This is a genomic window from Micromonospora sp. NPDC005194 (genome assembly GCF_040608335.1).
Lineage (GTDB): Bacteria > Actinomycetota > Actinomycetes > Mycobacteriales > Micromonosporaceae > Micromonospora.
Window position 1 is genome coordinate 1 of sequence record NZ_JBEXIA010000055.1, and the last position, 19,721, is coordinate 19,721.

At 71.2% G+C, this 19,721-nt stretch carries 18 protein-coding genes; 9 read left to right on the forward strand and 9 right to left on the reverse strand.

Features of this window, described 5'->3' with window-relative positions; all coding sequences use genetic code 11:
- Positions 1-115 precede the first annotated feature (115 nt).
- Entirely contained in the window at positions 116-1,372 is a 1,257-nt protein-coding gene (locus ABZU53_RS29735; protein ID WP_354855029.1) for a family 16 glycosylhydrolase, read from the reverse strand.
- 279 nt (positions 1,373-1,651) lie between these two features.
- Here ABZU53_RS29735 and ABZU53_RS29740 point away from each other — a divergent pair, with 279 nt between their 5' ends.
- On the forward strand, positions 1,652-2,050 hold the full coding sequence (locus tag ABZU53_RS29740; RefSeq protein WP_354855030.1) for a hypothetical protein: 399 nt from the start codon (positions 1,652-1,654) through the stop codon (positions 2,048-2,050).
- 12 nt (positions 2,051-2,062) lie between these two features.
- Here the strand turns inward: ABZU53_RS29740 and ABZU53_RS29745 are convergent, their stop codons facing one another.
- Positions 2,063-3,511 (reverse strand): aminotransferase class V-fold PLP-dependent enzyme, encoded by a 1,449-nt coding sequence (locus ABZU53_RS29745; protein ID WP_355068866.1) that lies wholly within the window; start codon positions 3,509-3,511, stop codon positions 2,063-2,065.
- The gene (locus ABZU53_RS29750) at positions 3,501-5,249 is read right to left on the reverse strand and encodes an ATP-binding cassette domain-containing protein (RefSeq protein WP_355068868.1); all 1,749 of its coding nucleotides are present in this window, start codon (positions 5,247-5,249) and stop codon (positions 3,501-3,503) included. The genes ABZU53_RS29745 and ABZU53_RS29750 overlap by 11 nt, the downstream gene beginning before the upstream one ends.
- A gap of 158 nt (positions 5,250-5,407) precedes the next feature.
- Here ABZU53_RS29750 and ABZU53_RS29755 point away from each other — a divergent pair, with 158 nt between their 5' ends.
- The 6 genes from ABZU53_RS29755 to ABZU53_RS29780 all read left to right on the forward strand — a co-directional run bounded on the left by ABZU53_RS29755 (position 5,408) and on the right by ABZU53_RS29780 (position 12,478).
- Positions 5,408-5,800: a PPOX class F420-dependent oxidoreductase gene (locus ABZU53_RS29755; RefSeq protein WP_354855033.1), complete on the forward strand. Its 393-nt coding sequence runs from the start codon at positions 5,408-5,410 to the stop codon at positions 5,798-5,800.
- A gap of 87 nt (positions 5,801-5,887) precedes the next feature.
- Positions 5,888-6,583 (forward strand): alcohol dehydrogenase catalytic domain-containing protein, encoded by a 696-nt coding sequence (locus tag ABZU53_RS29760; protein WP_355068869.1) that lies wholly within the window; start codon positions 5,888-5,890, stop codon positions 6,581-6,583.
- A 522-nt stretch (positions 6,584-7,105) separates the two neighbouring features.
- A complete protein-coding gene (gene mmsA, locus ABZU53_RS29765) occupies positions 7,106-8,653 on the forward strand; it encodes a multiple monosaccharide ABC transporter ATP-binding protein (RefSeq protein ID WP_355068871.1) in 1,548 nt (515 codons plus the stop codon).
- Positions 8,650-9,948 carry a multiple monosaccharide ABC transporter permease gene (gene mmsB, locus ABZU53_RS29770; protein WP_355068873.1) on the forward strand — a complete coding sequence of 433 codons (1,299 nt, stop codon included), beginning with the start codon at positions 8,650-8,652 and terminating at the stop codon, positions 9,946-9,948. Before mmsA ends, mmsB begins: the two co-directional genes overlap by 4 nt.
- Positions 9,949-9,999: 51 nt before the next feature.
- A complete protein-coding gene (locus tag ABZU53_RS29775; RefSeq protein WP_354855037.1) occupies positions 10,000-11,103 on the forward strand; it encodes a sugar-binding protein in 1,104 nt (367 codons plus the stop codon).
- Between the two features lie 169 nt (positions 11,104-11,272).
- On the forward strand, positions 11,273-12,478 hold the full coding sequence (locus ABZU53_RS29780) for an ROK family transcriptional regulator (RefSeq protein WP_354855118.1): 1,206 nt from the start codon (positions 11,273-11,275) through the stop codon (positions 12,476-12,478).
- Here the strand turns inward: ABZU53_RS29780 and ABZU53_RS29785 are convergent.
- Both ABZU53_RS29785 and ABZU53_RS29790 read right to left on the reverse strand, forming a co-directional pair.
- The gene (locus ABZU53_RS29785) at positions 12,475-12,615 is read right to left on the reverse strand and encodes a hypothetical protein (RefSeq protein WP_354855038.1); all 141 of its coding nucleotides are present in this window, start codon (positions 12,613-12,615) and stop codon (positions 12,475-12,477) included. The two genes, ABZU53_RS29780 and ABZU53_RS29785, sit on opposite strands and share 4 nt — an antisense overlap.
- Positions 12,616-12,689: 74 nt before the next feature.
- Positions 12,690-14,300 (reverse strand): hypothetical protein, encoded by a 1,611-nt coding sequence (locus tag ABZU53_RS29790; RefSeq protein ID WP_355068875.1) that lies wholly within the window; start codon positions 14,298-14,300, stop codon positions 12,690-12,692.
- Positions 14,301-14,436: 136 nt separating this feature from the next.
- Here ABZU53_RS29790 and ABZU53_RS29795 point away from each other — a divergent pair, with 136 nt between their 5' ends.
- Complete coding sequence (locus ABZU53_RS29795; protein ID WP_355068877.1) at positions 14,437-15,549, forward strand: crosslink repair DNA glycosylase YcaQ family protein; 1,113 nt, start codon at positions 14,437-14,439, stop codon at positions 15,547-15,549.
- A gap of 48 nt (positions 15,550-15,597) precedes the next feature.
- Here the strand turns inward: ABZU53_RS29795 and ABZU53_RS29800 are convergent, their stop codons facing one another.
- The 3 genes from ABZU53_RS29800 to ABZU53_RS29810 are packed head-to-tail and all read right to left on the reverse strand — an operon-like array spanning position 15,598 to position 17,917.
- Positions 15,598-16,578, reverse strand: coding sequence for a transporter (locus ABZU53_RS29800; RefSeq protein WP_354855041.1), 981 nt, complete (start codon positions 16,576-16,578; stop codon positions 15,598-15,600).
- Entirely contained in the window at positions 16,575-17,465 is an 891-nt protein-coding gene (locus tag ABZU53_RS29805) for an ABC transporter ATP-binding protein (protein WP_355068879.1), read from the reverse strand. Before ABZU53_RS29805 ends, ABZU53_RS29800 begins: the two co-directional genes overlap by 4 nt.
- A 44-nt stretch (positions 17,466-17,509) precedes the next feature.
- Positions 17,510-17,917 (reverse strand): GntR family transcriptional regulator, encoded by a 408-nt coding sequence (locus ABZU53_RS29810; protein WP_355068880.1) that lies wholly within the window; start codon positions 17,915-17,917, stop codon positions 17,510-17,512.
- 179 nt (positions 17,918-18,096) lie between these two features.
- Here ABZU53_RS29810 and ABZU53_RS29815 point away from each other — a divergent pair, with 179 nt between their 5' ends.
- Complete coding sequence (locus ABZU53_RS29815; RefSeq protein ID WP_355068882.1) at positions 18,097-19,365, forward strand: Nramp family divalent metal transporter; 1,269 nt, start codon at positions 18,097-18,099, stop codon at positions 19,363-19,365.
- 63 nt (positions 19,366-19,428) lie between these two features.
- Here the strand turns inward: ABZU53_RS29815 and ABZU53_RS29820 are convergent, their stop codons facing one another.
- Complete coding sequence (locus ABZU53_RS29820) at positions 19,429-19,701, reverse strand: hypothetical protein (protein WP_355068884.1); 273 nt, start codon at positions 19,699-19,701, stop codon at positions 19,429-19,431.
- Between the last annotated feature and the right edge of the window lie 20 nt (positions 19,702-19,721).

Consider the following 19,721-nt stretch of genomic DNA (forward strand, 5'->3'; position numbering starts at 1 on the left):
GCGTTGCTGACCTTGCGGATCACCCGCATCGCGGTCTGGGTGTACGAGGCGAGCTCGACCGTCTCCGGCTCGTCCGGAGCGGTTCCCGGACGGCCCACCGCTCGTGCCGGCCTCGTCAGAAGCGGGACCACTTCTGGTTGGCCGCGCCGAGGCAGTCCCACAGGTGCAGCTTGCCGCCGTTGTTGGGGTTGGCGTCCCGCACGTCCACGCACTTGTTGGCGCTCAGATTGACCAGGTCGCCCGCGCCGTTGAGCGTGAAGCGCTGGGCCGGATTGCCGTTGCAGCTGACCAGGTTGACCTCGGTGCCGTTGGCGGTGCCGGCCCAGGCCGGGTCCATGCACTTGCCCATCGCCCGCACGGTGCCGTCGGAGGCGAACGTCCACGCCTGCGCCGCAGTCGTGTTGCAGTCCCAGATCTGCAGCTTGGCGCCGTCGACCGGGTTGGCGCTCGGGATGTCGATGCAGCGCCCGCTCTGCGCTCCCCGGATCCGGGTGGTGCCGGGCGCCGGGTCGCCGCCGCCGGAGGTGTAGCTCGACACCCGGACGTAGTCGACAAGCATCTGCTGCGGGAACTGGGTGGAGCCGTCCGGGTAGCCGGGCCAGTTACCGCCGACCGCCACGTTGAGGATCATGAAGAACGGGTGGTCGAACACCCACCGGTTGCCGCCGAGTCGGGCGGGGTCGACCCGGTGGTACTGCACCCCGTCCAGGTACCAGGTGATCGCACCCGGCTCCCAGTCCACCCGGTAGTCGTGGAAGCCGTCGGCGAGCGGGCTGCCGAGGGTCCGGCTGCCGGTGATGCCGCCGCTACCGGAGTAGCCAGGCCCGTGCACCGTGCCGTAGACGGTGTTCGGCTCCCGGCCGATGTTCTCCATGACGTCGATCTCGCCGGCGTCGGGCCACCCGCCGCCGGTGCCGAGCATCCAGAACGCCGGCCAGATGCCCTGGCCGCGCGGGATCTTGATGCGGGCCTCGAAGCGGCCGTACGTCTGGGTGAAGGTCGCCGCGGTCAGCAGCCGGGCCGAGGTGTACTCGCAGCGACCGTAGTGGCACTGGTAGTTGGCCGGGTTCTCCCGGCGGGCGGTGATGACGAGGTTGCCCTGGCCGTCGTGCACCGCGTTGCTGGTGCTGTTGGTGTAGTACTGCCGCTCGTTGTTGCCCCAGCCGCCGCCGCCGATGTCGAAGCGCCACTTGTTCTGGTCGACGGGCGTGCCGGCCGGGGCGTTGAACTCGTCCTGCCAGGTGAGCGGGCCGATGGCGGCCTCGGCCCGGTCGGACTGTCCCGGGAGGGTGAGGGAGGCGAGGGTGGTGACGAGGGCGACCGCCGCGAGGACGAGGGGACGCAGGCGGGATGGGGGGCGGGCTGTGAACACGGGAGGCTCCTCAGCGAGGTGGGTGGCGGAGGCGGCGCGTCGGAGAGTCTCGGAGAGCGCTCTCTAAAGCGAAGCATGTCGATATGAGGAATTTCTGTCAAGAGTGTTTCCAATGCGACGACGGTCCGTTACCGCCTGATCGCACCCCTCGATAGCGGTCGAATCGACCCTTCCTATTGCCGTGGAGCGTCCACGCGGGACAGGATGACGAGGTCCGCAGGAAACCTCCCCGTAACCTGCGTGCTGCTGGTCTCTGTCACAAGGAAGTGGGAGTCAGTCATGAGCGACGCGTCGACGGCGCTGGGTGTGCGCCTCTACCCGGACCTGGTCGAGCGGGGTGGCCTCGCCCCCGCGCTCATCGAGACCGCTGCCCACCACCAGCTCGACGTCGGGCGGGTGACCGCCCCCGAGCAGGGGCGCGCCCGGTTCACCTGCGCCGAGCTGCACTCCGATCAGGGTGTGGTCTGCATCGGGCTGGGTTCGCAGGCCCGATACTTCATGATCGACCTCCGGTCCGCGGGCGAGGTTCTCGCGCGCGGTGACTGCATGGACCTCGTCCAGGTCGTCCAGGTGGCCGCGGCCTGGCGGGCCGGGCTGACGCTCGCCGAACTGACCGCCCGCTTCGCGTTCATGGAGGAGATCAAGCACCGCCCGGCGTCGGTGCCGCAGGCCGTCTAGCCCGCGGGCGCGTCAGCAGCGCAGGCGGGGAGGCAGCGGCGGCTCGGCGCCGACCTCCCGGTCGAGGTAGGACGCCTCGACGAAGGCGAGGAAGCGTTGCGCGTCGGAGGCGTTGGAGGCCAGGCCGAACGAGACCCGGACCGCGCCGCCGGTCGGCAGCCGCAGCGCGCCGAGGTACTCATCGATCGTGTCGACCCGCGCGAGCAGCCCTCGCCGCAACGAGGTCCCGCTGATCTCGAACGCGCCCTCACCGGCTCCCGGGTTGCAGAAGCAGCCGGTCCGCAGCGAGAAGCCGGCCGCGGCGGACTCCCGCGCGACAAGTCGCTCGTCCACCGGGGACCCGTCCGGGCGCAGGACGTTGAACGTCACGGTGCCGCCCCGACCCACGCCCGTCGTCGGCCCGTACACCCGCACCAACGGTTCGCCGGTGCGGTGCCGCAGCGCGGACAGGCGGCCCAGCAGCCACTCGGTGAGCAGCCCGACCCGGGTGTGCACGAGGTCCACGCCGATCGAGTCGAGCCACCGCAGCCCGAACTCGACATCCGGGATGCTCAGGAAGTTGAGCGTGCCGTCCTCGAACGCCGACTCGTCGTCCATCGAGCGGTGCCAGTCGCCCTGCACGCTGACCGCGCGGATGGTGCCGCCGGCGAACCACGGCCGGCGCAGCCGGGCCAGCGCGTCGCGGCGGGCCAGCAGCGCGCCGACGCCGGTCGGGTAGCCGAAGAGCTTGTACCAGCTCAGGCAGACGAAGTCGGGTCGGACGGCACGCAGATCCAGCCGGTTCGTCGCGGCGAACGCGGCGGCGTCCAGCAACACGTCGTAGCCGTGCCGGTGGGCCAGCTCGACCCAGTCCAACGGATGCTGCACGCCGGAGAAGTTGCTCTGCGCCGGGTACGCGAACAGTCCACGGCGACCGGACCGCCCCCGCCGCCCGGCGTCGAGCACCGTGACCAGGTCGGACTCGGCGACCCGCAGCTCCGGCCCGCTCAGCGGCACGTACCGCACCGGCGCGTCGGCCGCCCGGGCGTACTCCCGGATGCCGTTGACCGAGTTGTGGTTGTCCCAGGTCAGCGCGAACGGCGCGGCCGGGCCGAAGTCGTACGCCTCGCCGACCAGTCGACAGGCGCCGCTGGCGTTCGGGGTGAAGATCACCGCGTACTCGGCCGGGTCGGCGTGGAAGAAGTCGAGCACCGCCCGCCGGGTCGACTCCACCAGCGACCCGGCCGCCACGCTGGTGGGGCTCTCCGAGTGCGGATTGCCGTAGAGGCTCGCCAGCAGCCGGTCGTGGTGCGCCCGCACCTGAGCCTGCGCGGTCACCCCGGCGCCGGCGTAGTCGAGGTAGACCTGGCCGTGCCGGTCGAGGTGCTGGTACTCGGTGGCGCGCAGCTCGTCGATCCGGGCGGTGTCGGCGTACCCGGGCAGCGCCGCAGGTGAGGGGAAAGGGGCGTGCTCAGGACGCACGGCGGGCCTCCCGGCGCTCCAGGACCGCCCACGCGGCGGCGAGGAAGAGCAGCACGAACCCGCCGAGCACCAGCCAGTCGAGGAAGATCGGCCGGGAGAAGCTGTCGCCGTACGTCTGCAACAGCGGCGGGCCGAGCGGCGAGCCGCCGTCGCGCCACAGCCGCTCCACCCCGGCGGTGTGCCCCAGCCCCTCGAACGCCCACCGGTTCGACATCGCGTAGCTGAGCCACCGGCCGCCGGTCGCCATGGCCGGCACCGGCAGGATCGCCCCGACGAACAGCACCTGCGGGAAGCACAGCATCGGCAGCATGAGCGTCGCCTGGGCCGCGTCGGAGACGGCCGCCGAGCAGAGCAGGCCGAGCGCGAGCGCGGCCGCCGAGGAGAGCAGCAGGGTCGCGTACAGGGCCGCGAAGTCGCCGCCGTCGACCGGGGGCAGCCGGTCCATGCCCCGCAGCACCCCGAGCAGGGCCAGATCCACCAGGGCGAGCAGCGGCAGCAGCACCGCGACCTTCGCCAGCAGGTACGGGAGCAGCCGGACACCGGCAAGCCGCTCCCGACGCAGGATCGGCAACTCCGTGCAGATCTGGAGCAGCCCGTAGGTCAACCCGAAGAAGAAGCCGCCGAACGCGATCCAGAACAGGATCATCACGGTGACGGTCGGGCGGGGGTTCGCCGAGTCGAAGGCACCGGGGCGAAACAGCAGCGCGAACATGCCGAGCACCATGAGGGGCGAGCCGAGCAGGATCGCCAGCGTCAGCCGGTTGCGGGCGACGATCTCCGCGTTGCGCGCGGTGAGGAGCATCCACTGACGCAACCGGCCGACCCGCCGTGCGGCACTCCCGCCCGGGTGGTCGGTCCCGCCCGGGTGCTCCGTGGTGCCCGGATCGCTCCCAGCGCGGGGCGGGCCGGCCGGGCCCGGGTCGACCGTGTCGGCGGCCCGGTCGGCGTCGCGGTACGCGGCGAAGCGCTCGGGCCACCCGGCCGGGTCGGACTCCTCGTCAAGCCGCAGGTGCACCTCCGCCAAGGACCGCAGGCCGAAGAACTCCCGGGCGGCGGCGGGCGTGCCGGCGTAGGCCAACCGGCCCTGGCGGGTCAGCACGACGACCCGGTCGCAACGGTCCACGTCGGTGATCTGGTGGGTGGTGAGCACGACAGTGGTCCCGGCGTCGGCGAGGGTACGCAGCACCCGGAGCAGTTCCACGGCGATCGCCGGGTCCAGCCCGGAGGTGGGCTCGTCGAGGACAAACACGCCGGGTCGGGTCAGCAGCTCGACGGCGATGCTGGCGCGCTTGCGCTCACCGCCGCTGAGGCGGCCCACCGGCACGTCGGCCCGCTCGGTGAGCCGCAGGTCGGCGAGCACCGCGGCGACCCGACCCGACGCCTCGGCCGGGCCGGTCCCGGAGGGCAGGCGCAGCCGGGCCGCGTAGTGCAGGGTGCGGGCCAGCGGTAGCTCGCGGTGGATGATGTCGTCCTGCGGGACGAAGCCGACCGCGCCCGGCGCGGCGCTGCCGTCGTACGCCACGGTGCCCGCAGCCGGTCGGCGGACGCCGGCCAGCGTCTCCAGCAGGGTGGTCTTGCCGGCGCCGCTGACCCCGATGATCGCGACCAGCTCGCCCGGCGCGACGGTCAGGGAGATGTCGTCCAGGATGCGCTGTCCACCTCGGACACTCTGGCCCAGGCCGTCGGCCACGATGGCGACGCCGGTACGCGGTGGTGCGGCGGTCTGCTCGGTCGTCATGTCGAGGGTGCCCGATCCGGTCGGTGACGTGGTACGCCTGACATCGTGCCTCGCCGATGCTACGTCGCGCCCCGGGCGCCGCCGGGGCCTCGATCACGACGTGCGACTGTTGCCGGGCGACCAACGCGAGGTTGGACGCCACCGGAAAGGACCGGCACGTGAACCTGCCCGATGACCTGCTCGCCCTGCTGCGCGCGCCGAGCACCTGCTACCTGACGACGCTGATGCCGGACGGCTCGCCGCAGCTCACCCAGACGTGGGTGGACACCGACGGCACGCACATCCTGATCAACACGGTGGAGACGCACCAGAAGACGCGCAACGCCCGCCGGGACCCCCGGGTCGCCGTGGCGATCTCCGACCCGGACAAGCCGGGCCGCTACCACGAGGTCCGGGGCCGGGTGGTCGACCTGAGCACCGAGGGCGCAGCCGAGCACATCGAGCGGCTGGCGCAGCGCTACCTCGATGGGCCGTACCCGTGGTTCGGCGGCCGCGACCAGGTCCGGATCATCCTGACCATCGAGGCCGACCGGGTCCGCTCGATGGGCTGACCGGCCCGCCGGCCGCCCGACATCGCGACAGCATGAACGACCTGGCCGGGGGAAGACCGACACTCCACCACCGGAAGGGGAGTCGGGATGAGAGCCGTCGTCTACGCGGACGTCCGGACCGTCGCGGTGCGGGAGGTGCCCGACGCGACGCTGGAGGCGCAGACCGACGCGCTCGTGCGGATCACCTCCACCGCGCTGTGCGGCACCGACCTGCACATGTACGACGGGCGCACCGGCGCCGACCCCGGGCTGGTGCTCGGTCACGAACCGCTGGGCGTGGTGCAGGAGGTCGGCTCGGCGGTGCAGACCGTGCGTCCGGGCACCCGCGTGGTGATCCCCACCCACCTGTTCTGCGGCACCTGCGTGATGTGCGCCCGCGGGCTCTCGGCAGCCTGCCTGCGGGCCCGGGCCGAGGGGCCGGGCGCCGCGTACGGCTACGCCGGGATGGGCCCGTACCGGGGCGCCCAGGCCGACCTGCTGCGCGTGCCGTGGGCCGACGCGAACTGCGTGCCCGTGCCGGGGGAGCCGGGTGACGCGCACGAGGACGACTTCGTGCTGCTCGCCGACGCGTTCGTCACCGGTTGGCACGCCGCGGCCACCCTCGCCGGAGTCCAGGCCGGCGACACCGTGGCCGTGCTGCTGCGCGACCTGGTCGTCGCGGGTCGTGCCCGGCCCGGGGTGATCGTGACCCACCACGGCACCCTCGCGGACGCGCCGGAGCTGTACCGCAGCTTCGACCGTCGGGAGAACGGGGTGATCAAGGCGGTGCTGCGCCCGAGCTGACCGGCCGGCGGATCGTGCCGTTTGGCCTGATCCGCACGTAAGGGACGTTCAGCCTCCCTGGTGGTGCGCGTGACGAGATCACCGTCGTCGATCCGCCCCGCCGTGGGAGGCGTGGGTCACACCGCCGGCCGAGGGTGGTCGTCGCCCCCTGGGGGCGGTGCCGGCGGCGCCGCGCGATCACGATCGCTCGATGGCGGCGTACTCGCGGGTAGGTCGCGCTTCGTCCGGCCGACGGGGATCGTGCCTGGTGGCGGGCCTGGTGGCAGCGACCGGAGGCGATCATCCTGCGGTACCGCATTTGACAACGTTGCCACCGGCAGGCCATGGTGCCACGAGGGGCTGCGGGGGCGGCTGTGACGGGCGAACACTCTGCTACGTCTATATTGCCGGATTGTTACATTTTCAACAGGCCCTCGCCTTGCGGATGGGCTGTTCGCCGCAATACGTTGCCGTCAACAACAAAACCGAGTGAAGGTTCAACCTTCCGGAGGCAACGATGACGTTGGCGAGGTGGTACGAGCGATGAACGACGTGCCCACCCTCCTTGAGATGCGCTCCATCACCAAGGAGTTCCCCGGAGTCAAGGCCCTCTCCGACGTCAACCTGGTGGTTCGCGCCGGCGAGATCCATGCCATCTGCGGCGAGAACGGTGCGGGCAAGTCCACGCTGATGAAGGTCCTCAGCGGGGTCTACCCGTACGGAAGCTACGACGGCCAGATCATCTACCAGGGGTCGGAGAGCAGGTTCTCCGACATCCGGGCCAGTGAGAACGCCGGAATCGTGATCATCCACCAGGAGCTCGCGCTCATCCCGGGCATGTCGATCGCCGAGAACATCTTCCTCGGCAACGAGCCGCGCAAGCACGGCGCGATCGACTGGAAGGCCGCCAACCGGATGGCGCTGGACCTGATGGCCCGGGTCGGCCTCCAGGAGGACCCGGACACCCTGATCAAGGACATCGGTGTCGGCAAGCAGCAGCTCGTGGAGATCGCCAAGGCGTTCGCCAAGGACGTGAAGCTGCTCATCCTGGACGAGCCGACGGCGGCGCTGAACGAGGCGGACTCCAAGCACCTGCTGGACCTGCTGCGGGGGTTCCGCTCGCGCGGCATCACCTCGATCATGATCTCGCACAAGCTGAACGAGATCGAGGCGATCGCCGACCAGATCACCATCCTGCGCGACGGCCGGACCGTGGAGACCCTCGACGTCAAGGCGGACGGGGTCGACGAGGACCGGATCGTGCGGGGCATGGTCGGCCGCGAGCTGGCCAGCCGGTTCCCGGACCACACCCCGAACATCGGCGAGGTCTTCTTCGAGGTCCGCAACTGGAACGTCCGGCACCCGATCTCCGCCGAGCGCCAGGTCTGCAAGGACGAGAGCTTCGTGGTGCGCCGCGGCGAGATCGTCGGCTTCGCCGGCCTGATGGGCGCGGGCCGCACGGAACTCGCGATGAGTGTGTTCGGCCGCTCCTACGGGGTGTACGAGTCGGGCACGATCATCAAGGACGGCAAGGAGATCGTCCTGAAGTCGGTCGCGGACGCGATCGACAACGGGCTCGCGTACGTCAGCGAGGACCGCAAGGCGATCGGCCTCAACCTGCTCGACGACATCAAGTCGTCGACGGTGGCCGCCAAGCTGTCCAAGATCTCCCACCGCGGCGTCCTGAACGAGGTCGAGGAGTACCAGGCGGCCGAGGCGTACCGCAAGGAGTTGCGGACCAAGGCCCCGACTGTCGACGAGAGCGTCTCCAAGCTCTCCGGCGGCAACCAGCAGAAGGTCGTCCTGGCGAAGTGGATGTTCACCGACCCGGACCTGCTGATCCTCGACGAGCCGACGCGCGGTATCGACGTGGGCGCCAAGTACGAGATCTACGGCATCATCCAGCGGCTCGCCGACCAGGGGAAGGGCGTCGTCGTCATCTCCTCGGAGCTGCCTGAGCTGATCGGGCTCTGCGACCGCATCTACACCGTGTTCGAAGGCGCCATCACGGGCGAGATCGCCCGGGCGGACGCCACCCCGGAAAACCTCATGAAGCAGATGACCTCGACGAAGAAGATGGCCACACGATGAGCCGATTGAAGGACCTTCAGAAGAACCTGTTCGGAGGTACCACCTCCAACGCGCGCCAGTTCGGGATGATCTTCACCCTGGTGGCGATCGTCGTCCTGTTCCAGATCCTGACCGACGGCCTCACCCTGCGGTCGGACAACCTGATCGCGCTGTTCCAGCAGAACTCGTACATTCTGATCCTGGCCATCGGCATGCTCATGGTGATCGTGGCCGGGCACATCGACCTCTCGGTCGGCTCCGTCGCCGCCTTCGCGGGCATCCTGGTCGCCAAGTCGATGGCCGAGTGGAACCTGCCCTGGCCTGCCGCCATCCTGTTCGGTCTCGTGATCGGCGCGGCGATCGGCGCCTGGCAGGGCTTCTGGGTGGCCTACATCGGGGTGCCGGCGTTCATCGTCACCCTGGCCGGCATGCTGCTGTTTCGCGGCGGCAACCAGTTCATCGGTAACGCGCAGAGCATTCCGGTGCCGGAGGGCTTCCGGGAGATCGGCGCCGGCTTCCTGCCGGAGTTCGGCCCGGACACCGGCTACAACAACGCGACGCTGCTACTGGGTCTGGCCGCGGCGGTGGCCGTGGTGTGGCGGGAACTGCAGGCCCGCAAGACCCGTCGGGCGATGGACGCCGACCCGGCGCCGATGTGGATCTCGATCCTGCGGATGGCCATCATGGTCGGGGTCATCGCCTTCGCGTCGCTGCGCTTCGCCAGCGGTCGGGTCGGCACCAGCTTCCCGATCTCCGGCATCATCCTGCTGGTCCTGGTGATCGCGTACTCCTTCTACACCCGCAACACGGCCGGTGGCCGGCACATCTACGCGGTGGGCGGCAACTCCCGGGCCGCCGAGCTGTCCGGCGTGAAGCTCAAGCGGGTCAACTTCTTCGTCATGATGAACATGTCCGTCCTGGCCGCGCTGGCCGGCATGATCTTCGTGGCCCGTTCGGCGGCCTCCGGTCCGCAGGACGGCAACGGCTGGGAGCTGGACGCCATCGCCGCGGTCTTCATCGGTGGCGCGGCCGTCTCCGGTGGTATCGGCACCATCAGCGGCTCGATCGTCGGTGGTCTCGTCATGGCCGTGCTCAACAACGGCCTCCAGCTGATGGGCGTCGGCACCGACCGCGTCCAGATCATCAAGGGTCTGGTCCTGCTGCTGGCCGTCGCGATCGACGTCTACAACAAGAGCCAGGGGCGCTTCTCCATCATCGGGAGCCTGATGCGACCGTTCCGTCGCGACGACTCCGCCCCACCCGCCTCACCGCCGGACGCGGAGCGCGAGCCCGCCAAGGCAGCGGTGTCCGGCTGACGGCCACCGACCTCTCCACCCGTCTCACATCTAGAAAGGCAAGTCCTCACCATGCGTAAATTCTTCGGCACGTCGGTGGTCGCGGTAAGCGCCGCCGCCATGCTGGCCCTGGCCGGTTGCGGCTCCGGCCGCGACGGCGACTCCAACAGCAAGGGCGGCGACGCCAAGGGCTTCGCGGCGAACTCGCTGATCGGTGTCGCCCTGCCGGCCAAGACCTCCGAGAACTGGGTTCTCGCCGGTGACCTGTTCACCAACGGTCTCAAGGAGGCCGGTTTCCAGGGTGACGTGCAGTATGCTGGCGCGTCGACCACGGTCGCCGACCAGCAGGCCCAGATCACCGCCATGGTGACCAAGGGCGCGAAGGTCATCGTCATCGGCGCGACCGACGCCGCGCAGCTGTCGACCCAGGTCGCCGCGGCCCACCAGGCCGGCGTGAAGGTCATCGCGTACGACCGTCTGATCAAGAACACGCCGGACCTCGACTACTACGTCGCGTTCGACAACTTCAAGGTCGGCCAGCTCCAGGGCCAGGCCCTGCTGGACGGCATGAAGGCCAAGAAGCCGAACGGCCCGTACAACATCGAGCTGTTCTCCGGCTCGCCGGACGACAACAACGCCGGTGTCTTCTTCGACGGCGCGATGAGCGTGCTCAAGCCGGAGATCGACAAGGGCACCGTCGTCGTCGCCTCGGGTCAGAAGGACGTCAAGCAGACCGCCATCCAGGGCTGGAAGGCCGAGGGTGCGCAGGCCCGCATGGACCAGCTGCTGACCTCCACCTACGGTGGCAAGACGCTGGACGGCGTCCTGTCCCCGAACGACACGCTGGCCCGCGCCATCCTGACCTCGGTCAAGGGTGCCGGCAAGCCGATCCCGGTCGTCACCGGCCAGGACTCCGAGGTCGAGTCGGTCAAGTCGATCGTCGCTGGCGAGCAGTACATGACGATCAACAAGGACACCCGCAACCTGGTGAAGGAGACCATCAACATGGTCAAGGCTCTCCAGGCTGGCAACGCCCCGCAGGTGAACGACACCAAGTCCTACAACAACGGCAGCAAGGTCGTGGACACGTTCCTGCTCCCGCCGGTCGCCGTCACCAAGGCGAACGCGGCCGAGGCGTACGCGAACGACCCGAAGCTCGCGCCGCTCACCAAGTAATCACCGCACGGTAGGTAGTAACGCCGATGGGTCCCGGGTCTCCTCTACCGGGACCCATCGTCGTCCCTGCACCCCCACACCAACCTGCACCGACCCGGAAGGAGGTCTGACCGTGGCGACACCAGTACGGTCCAGGCCAGCCGGCGTCGGCCGCAACACCGAATCCCCGCTGCCCTCGGTCCCCGGCGCGAGCCAGGAGGAGATCCGGCGGCAGAACCTCGGCGCCGTGCTGCGCTACGTGCACCTGCACGGGCCGACGTCGCGGGCCGAGCTGACCAGCCGCCTCGGCCTCAACCGCAGCACCATCGGCGCGCTCGCCGCCGACCTGACCGCCAGCGGCCTCGTCACCGAGGAGGCGCCGACCACCGCCCGGCGGGCCGGCCGTCCCTCCCTGGTGGTCAGCCCCCGCTCCGACCGGGTCTACGCGCACGCGCTCAGCATCGACGCCGACCGGCTGCGCGCGGCGCGGGTCGGCCTCGGCGGTCGCATCCTCGACCGGCGCGAGGTCGCCCGTCCCGGTGGCATGTCGGCGGTCGACACCGTCGGCCCGCTGGCCGATCTCGTTCGCGACATGGAACGCGGCGTCGCCTCCGACGCGCTGCTGGTCGGGGGAGCGGTCGCCGTCACCGACACCACCCGCGACCCGGACGGCAGGCTCCGGATCGTCGGCGTCGACGAGGGCCTCAGCGTGGCGCTGGAGGCCGAACTCACCGCCGGCCCGGGGTTCGTGGCCGGCGACCTCGCCGACATCGCGGGCCTGGCGGAGCACATCCGGGGCGTGGCCCCCGGCATCGACGACCTCATCTACCTGCACGGCGACCTGGGCATCAGCGCCGGCATCGTCGTCGGCGGCCGGTTGATGATCGGCCACCGGGGTCACAGCGGCAAGGTCGGCCACATGGTCGTCAACCCGAATGGCCTGCCGTGCGGCTGCGGCTCTCGTGGCTGCTGGGAGACCGAGATCGGTGAAGCCGCGCTGCTGCGCCACGCCGGCCGCGACCCGGACGACCGCGCCGCCGTGACCGAGGTGCTGCGCGCGGCGGCGGACGGCGATCCGGCCGCCCGCCGGGCCGTCGAGCAGGTCGCCGACTGGCTCGGCTTCGGCGTGGCCAACCTGGTGAACGTGGTCAATCCCGACGCCGTGGTGTTCGGTGGCTCGCTGCGCGACATCTTCATCGCCGGCGCGGACACGGTGCGGCGACGGCTGGACGCCATGCCGCTGCCGGCCTCCCGCGAGCACCTGCGGCTGCGCGCGGCGGCGCTCGGCCGCGACGCCGTCCTGATCGGCGCCGCCGAGTTGGCCTTCGACAAGCTGTTGGCCGATCCGCTCAACGTTGGCGTCGCCGGTCAGTCGGGTTCCGCCGGCCCGGTCTAGGCGATCTGCCGTACCACGCTGGTCCCGTTGCCCGGCCGGGACTCCCAGGCCCAGGACTCGTGCAGCTCCAGGCCGACCTCGCCGGCCACCACATCCGCCAGGGCGGCGAACCGCCGGCCGTCCAACGAGATCGTCACGCCCACCGAATCTAGTCGGCCCGATGTCGAGGCGTACGCGCCCCCGGTGGTCGGGCCACCGGGGGCGCGGTCGATCATCCGGCGGGACGCAGCACCCGCCCAGGGCCGGCTGCGTTGTCGGCGGCAGCCTGGGTGCGCTGAGCCCCGGTGACGCAGACGTCGTCGCCGATGAACGCTTCGCGCCAGACGTAGCCGGCGACGCAGGTGTGCGGGCCGTACGGGCCGCTGACCCACCGGCTCGCCGCGACCGCGTTGTCCGCGAGCACCTGGGAGCGGGTCGCGCCGGTGACGCAGACGTAGTCGGACTGGTCGGCGTCGCGCCAGACGTATCCGCTGACGCAGGTGTTCGGGCCGGACACCAGCCGGGCCGGGTTGCGCCGGGAGGCGGCGGCTGCGTTGTCGGCGGCGGCCTGGCTGCGCTGAGCCCCGGTGACACAGACGTCGTCCCCGGCGTACGCCTCGCGCCAGACGTAGCCGGCGACGCAGGTGTGCGGGCCGTACGGGCCGTTCACCCAGCGGCTGGCCGTGGCGGCGTTGTCCGCCCACACCTGGCTGCGGGTGGCGCCGGTGACGCAGACCAGGTCGCCGGCGCGGGCCTCGCGCCAGACGTAGCCCTGGAGGCAGCGGTTGACCACGTCGGTGGTCACGGTCACCGAGGCGGCGTCGCCGGAGAGCCAGTTCACGCCGATCTGCACGCCGTTGGCGTTGAGTGACTGGGCCGGCCCGCCGCCGGGGCCGGTGCGCAGCAGGGTGGGGGTGCCGTCGCGGACCTCGTGCAGCAGCACCGTGTCGGCGGGGATGCCCGCGCTCCAGCCGGTCTTGCGGCGGAACTCGACGGTGTAGTAGTGGAAGAGGTCGGCCGGGTCGAACGGGATCCGGACCAGCTGCGGGCCGCTCGCGGCGGGCACCTCCAGCGGGGCCAGGATAAGGGTGCGGGAGCCGATCCCGTCAGCGGCCATGGTGAACACCCGGTTCTTCGGCAGCCAGCCCAACTCGTCGCGGTGCGGCCCGTTGAGCCCGACCGCGCTGGTGCCGTAGTTCGCGGTGCCGAAGGCGTGGATGTGCATGGCGCTCATCTCGTCCCACGGGTCGTCGTACTCGCCCGGTTGGGACCACGGCGCGTTCTGGTACGTGGTGTCGTTGGAGAAGGAGTGCCCCAGGTTGTAACCGTGCAGCATCTCGTGCGCGGCGAAGCCGACGTTCCAGGCGCCCGGGTCGAGGAGCACCCGGCCGCCGGCCGCGCCGGAATCCACCCAGTCGTTGAGCATGACCGCGATCCGGTTGCCGGCGGGCACCGCGTAACCGGCGGTCGCCGCCGTGTCCACGCAGCGCTGGATCCGGGTCCACCTGTCGATCGACCCGAACTGGGCAAGCGTGTACGGCATCGTGTACCAGCCCCGCACGACCGAGCCGGCCAGCGACACCCGACCACCGGACTGGTCGGCGAGGTAGTCGGCGACCCCGCCGGTGCCGGCCCCGGCGGCGGTGAGGAAGTTGGCGAAGTGCGACGGCGGTTGGGGCTCCGCCGGCTTGTCGCTGAACTTGCACAGCAGCACCGACCATGCGGTCGCGTTGCGGATCGGGCTGGCCGTCGCCGGGGCGGCCGGCACCGCGACCGCGCCCAGCACGGCGCAGGCGAGCGCCACGGCCGACGCGGCGACCCGACGGAGGATTCTGGGCTTCACACGTACGCTCCCATCTCTGCGGCCCGGCCAACCCGGGCCCGGGGTCCACATCGGAGCACCGTGGGTGAGTGAATCGGCACGTTGAGTCGAGTTGGCGACGGGCCGGAATCCGACTTCGCCGAGCGGAGTGATGTCGGTGCGCGCCGCTAAGCTCGGCGGCGTGGTCGTCCACCAACTCGACAGGGCACAGGCCCGGCGGATCGCCGTCCGCGCCCAACTGCTGGCCGCCCCGCGCCCGACCGACCTGCTGGCGGTGGTCCGACAACTGACCCTGGTGCAGATCGACCCGACCGCCGCCGTCGCGCCGAGCGCGGACCTGGTCTGCTGGAGTCGGCTCGGCTCGGCGTACGAGCCGGCGCACCTGCAACAGGCCCTCGAACGGGACCGGACGCTCTTCGAGCACCAGGCGATGGTGCGTCCCATGGACGACCTGGGGCTCTACCTCGCCGCGATGGCGGCCTGGCCCACGCACGAGCGGCCGCGCGCGTGGCTGCGGAGCAACGACTCGTTCCGTCGTGACGTGCTCGACCTGCTCGCGCGCAGCGGGCCGTTGCTCTCCCGCGACATCCCGGACACCTGCGTGGTGCCCTGGCCGTCGTCCGGGTGGACCAACAACCGCAACGTCACCCAGATGTTGGAGTTCCTGGTGCTGCGCGGCGAGGTCGCGGTCGCCGGCCGCCGGGGCCGGCAGCGCCTGTGGGACGTGGCCGAGCGGGTCTACCCGGCCGGCACACCCGTCGTCGGCCTGGAGGAGGCACACCGGCTCCGCAACGAGCGGCGGCTGCGGGCCCTGGGCATCGCGCGGGAGAGGGCGATGGTCGTTCCGGGTGAGCCGGCGGACGTCGGCGCCGCCGGGGAGCCGGCGGTCGTCGAGGGCGTCCCGGGCGTCTGGCGGGTGGATCCGGCCGCGCTCGGGCAGCCCTTCGCCGGGCGTACGGCGGTGTTGTCGCCCTTCGACCGGCTGGTGCACGACCGGGTCCGTCTCGCCGAGCTCTTCGAGTACGAGTACGTGCTGGAGATGTACAAGCCGAAGGCCAGCCGGCAGTGGGGCTACTTCGCGTTGCCGATCCTGCACGGCGACCGGCTGGTCGGGAAGGTCGACGCCACGGCCGACCGTCGGCGCGGCACGTTCACGGTGCACGCCGTCCACGAGGACGTGCCCTTCACCGCGGAGCTGACCCGAGCCGTGCACGACGAGCTGCGCGACCTCGCGTCCTGGCTCAAACTGACCGCCGAGGGCCTGCGCTGACGGGTGATCGCCGAGGCCCCCGTGGCTCCGGCGATCACCTGCCCCCGATTACGCGATCCGGCGGACCCGACGCACGGCGAGGTAGAGCAGGAGCACGGCGAGGGCGACGAAGATGCCCGTCTCGATGCTCTGGAACAACCAGAACCGGTCCGCCGGCTGGTACAGCTCCCAGTTGTACGCGCCCGGTCCGATACCCAGCTCGGCGCCGCAGGCCTGGCCGGTCGGGCCCTTGCCACCCGGCGGGCACTGGATCCGGGTGTTCTCCGCCGCCATCGTCCCGTCCGCGTTGCGGATTCCCACGGCGAGAACCCAGTTGCCCCGGTCTCCCTCCGGAATCCCGGGCCCCTCGATCGGGAAGGTCTGGGTGCGGGCGGGCTGGTAGTGCGGTCGGGCCAGGATCTCCACCGCCGCCCGTACGCCGATGAACCCGGCCAGGGTGATGCCCATGGCGGGCAGCATCCGCTTGAAGATGGTGCCGGCGAAGATGCCGAGCGCCACGGCGAAGAGGGTGTAGCCGATCGGCACGATGCCCTGCAGGTCGAAGACGATCATGCCGAGTCGGCCCTGGTGCGCGGCGTGGGTGAGCGGTTGGACCCACCACGACATGCCCAGTCCGTAGCCGGCCGCGAGGAGCACGACGGCACCGCCGACCAGCCCGAACTTCACCAGCGCCCAGCGGGTGCGGCCGACGCCCTGGGTCCAGACGAACCGGTGCGTACCCTGCTCCACCTCGCGAGCCACCAGCGGCGCGCCCCAGAACAGGCCGACCAGCACCGGCAGGGTGATCAGCAGCACCGCCACCAGGTTCAGACTGTCGTACCGGTCGCTGAAACGGCGCAGGCCCACGTCGCAGGTCTGTGCGGCAGCCTCGCTGAGGGTGGACGGGCGCAGACACTCCGCCAGCCCGAGGTCGGCGAAGGTGTGCCGCATCGACAGGCCGATCGGCACCAGCACGGCGGCGAGCACCAGGAACCCCAGGAGGGTGTAGAACGCCAGCTTGCGGTGTTGCCGCCAGGTCAGCCAGATCATGCCGCCACCCCCCACTCGCTGTGACTGGTCTGCGTGACGCCGTCGGCCAGGTAGGCCAGGACGACGTCCTCCAGGCTGACGTCGCGCACGGTCCAGGCGGGGTCGGTGACCGGGCCGTCGGTGCGCACCAGCAGCGTGGACTGCCGGTCGGTGTGGCTGGCCCGGACCACCTGCGCGACGCCGCCGATCGGACCGCCGTCGTGCCGGGGGCCGACGAGCTGCCGGTGCGTCGCCACCAGGTCATCGACCAAGCCGGTGAGCTGCACCCGGGCGGCGTTGAGCACGATCAGGTAGTCGCAGACGCGCTCCAGGTCGGCCAGCAGGTGTGAGGAGAGCAGAACTGTGGTTCCGGAGTCCGCGACGCTGCCCATCAGCGACTGGAGGAACTCCCGCCGGGCGAGCGGATCGAGGCTGGCCACCGGCTCGTCGAGCAGCAGCAGCCGGGGTTGTTTGGCCAGCGCCAGAGCGAGCGCCACCTGGGCCCGTTGTCCGCCGGAGAGTTTGCCGACCGGCTTGTCGGGCGGTATGCCGAGCTGCGCCAACCGGGTCCGGGCCAGCGCCCCGTCCCACCGCCTGTTCAGCTTGTCGCCGGCGATGACCAGCTCGGCGGCGGTGAAGTCCCGGTACAGCGGGGTGTCCTGGGCGACGAACCCGATGTCGGCCAGCCCTTCCGTGTCGCCGTACGGCGACCTGCCGAACACCCGCACCGCGCCCTCGTCGGGCTTGAGCAGCCCGACGGCCAGGTGCAGCAACGTGCTCTTGCCCGCGCCGTTGGGCCCGACCAGCGCGGCGATCCGCCCGGCCGGAAGGTGCAGCGAACAGTCCCGTAGCGCCCACGTTCTGCCGTACCGCTTGCCCAGCCGGTCGGCCTCCAAGACCATGTCCATCCTCTGTCCTCTCGTAGCGCCGCGTGCTCGCTGCGCTCGCCCGCTCACGCGGGCTCCTTCTGTGGGGTGTCGTCGGCGAGGGTGGCGCGCAGTGTGGTCTCCACCAGGGCGACGACGTCCTCGGCCGTGAGGCCGGCGGCCTGCGCCCGGTGCAGCCACGCCACGAGGTCGTCGCGCAGCTCGGCCTGGTTGGGCAGGGACGCGCCGGCCAGGGTGCGCTGGACGAACGTGCCCACCCCTGGTCGGCCCCCGACCAGACCCTCGATCTCCAACTCCCGGTACGCCTTCAGCACCGTGTTCGGGTTGATCGCCAGCGACTGGGCGACGTCCCGGACCTTCGGCAGCTGGTCGCCGGGTGCGAGCAGACCGACGCGCAGCGCCTGCTTCACCTGCTGCACGAGCTGCATGTAGGTGTTCACCTTCGACCGGCTGTCCAGCACGAACTCGATCACTCGTGATGATCCTTCCTGTTGTCCTACGACAGTAGGACTAATAGACAGCTTGGTGGGACGCCCGCCCTCTGTCAAGCGGCTCCGCCGCCCTGGCACCCCCGGGCCAGCGATTGGCACCGACGGGTCAGCCACCCGGGAAGGGAACCGGCACGCGATCCGTGCGGAGGGGGAGGTGCTCGATGGTCACCAACGAACTCACGACGACGAGGGCGACGCCGTTGCAGGTCGCTCGCGCCCGGGGCCGGGTACGCGGGCGGTTGATTCTGCTCGGCCCGGCGTTCGTCGCCGCCGTCGCGTACGTCGACCCGGGCAACTTCGCCACCAACTCGGCTGCCGGCGCCCGCTACGGCTACCTGCTCGTCTGGGTCGTGGTCGTGGCCAACCTGATGGCCATGCTGGTGCAGACCCTCACCGCCAAGCTGGGCCTGGCCACCGGCCGCAGCCTGCCCGAGCTGTGCCGCGAGCGCCTGCCCCGCCCGGTGAACCGGATGATGTGGGTGCAGGCCGAACTCGTCGCGATGGCCACCGACCTGGCCGAGGTGATCGGTGGCGCGGTCGCCCTGTACCTGCTCTTCGGCATCCCGCTGCTACCCGGCGGGATCATCATCGGCGCCGCCGCCTTCGTCGTGCTCGCCCTGCGCTCGCGCGGGTTCCGCGCGTTCGAGATCGCCATCGCCGTGCTGCTGGGCGTCATCGTCCTGGCCTTCGCGGCCAACCTGCTCGCCGCCGGCTCCGATCCGGGCTCCGCCGTGGCCGGCCTGGCGCCCCGGCTCCAGGGCACCGACAGCGTGCTGCTGGCCGCCGGGATCCTCGGCGCCACAGTCATGCCGCACGTCATCTACGTGCACTCCGCGCTGACCCGCGACCGCATCCCCGCGACCGACGACGCCGAGCGCCGTACCCTCTTCCGTGGCCAGCGCACCGACGTGCTGCTGGCCCTGACGGCGGCCGGCGCGGTCAACCTCGCCATGCTGCTCATCGCCGCGGCCAGCTTCCGGGGCGGCGGCCCGGTGGGCGCCGACAGCCTGGAGGGGGTGCACGCCGGCCTCGGCCAGAGCATCGGTACCTTCGCCGCGTTCGGGTTCGCGGTCGCCCTGCTGGTCTCCGGGCTCGCCTCCACGAGCGTCGGCACCTACGCCGGCGAGGTGATCATGCAGGGTTTCCTGCGCCGCCGGGTCCCGCTGCTGCTGCGCCGGCTGGTCACCCTGGCACCCGCGCTGGCCGTGCTCGCGATCGGCCTCGACCCCACCCGCGCCCTGGTGTTGTCGCAGGTCATCCTCAGCTTCGGCATCCCGTTCGCGCTGATCCCGGTGGTCGCCTTCACCCGCCGCCGCGACCTCATGGGCAACCTGGTCAACCACCCGCTCACCACCGCCGCCGCGGCGCTGGTGGCCCTCCTGGTCGTCGCGCTCAACGCGTTCCTGCTGTGGCAGGTCGTCGCCGGCTGACCCGGCGGCAACGGACCCGATCCGCCCGCCGGTCGCAGCCTCGTCGGGCCGCGACCGGCGCGGTCAGGTGCGGCGACCCTCGTCGCGCGCGGGGATCTCCTGACGCTGTTCGAGGGCATCCGCCGGGTTGGCCTCCGCCGGGAGCGACGTGACCTCCTCAAGCGTGCCGCCCGGCAGGGCGCCCTGCTCGGCCAGGTCGGCCTCGGACGCCTCCGGGTCGACGTCGCCGGACATCCGATCCGGCGGCCCGACGTCGAACGCGTCCTGCCGCTGCTCGGCGGCGTCCGCCTCCGGCGGAGGAATCGGTTCGCCCTGATCATCCCGGAACGTGCTCATCGAAAGCCTCCTGCCCGACG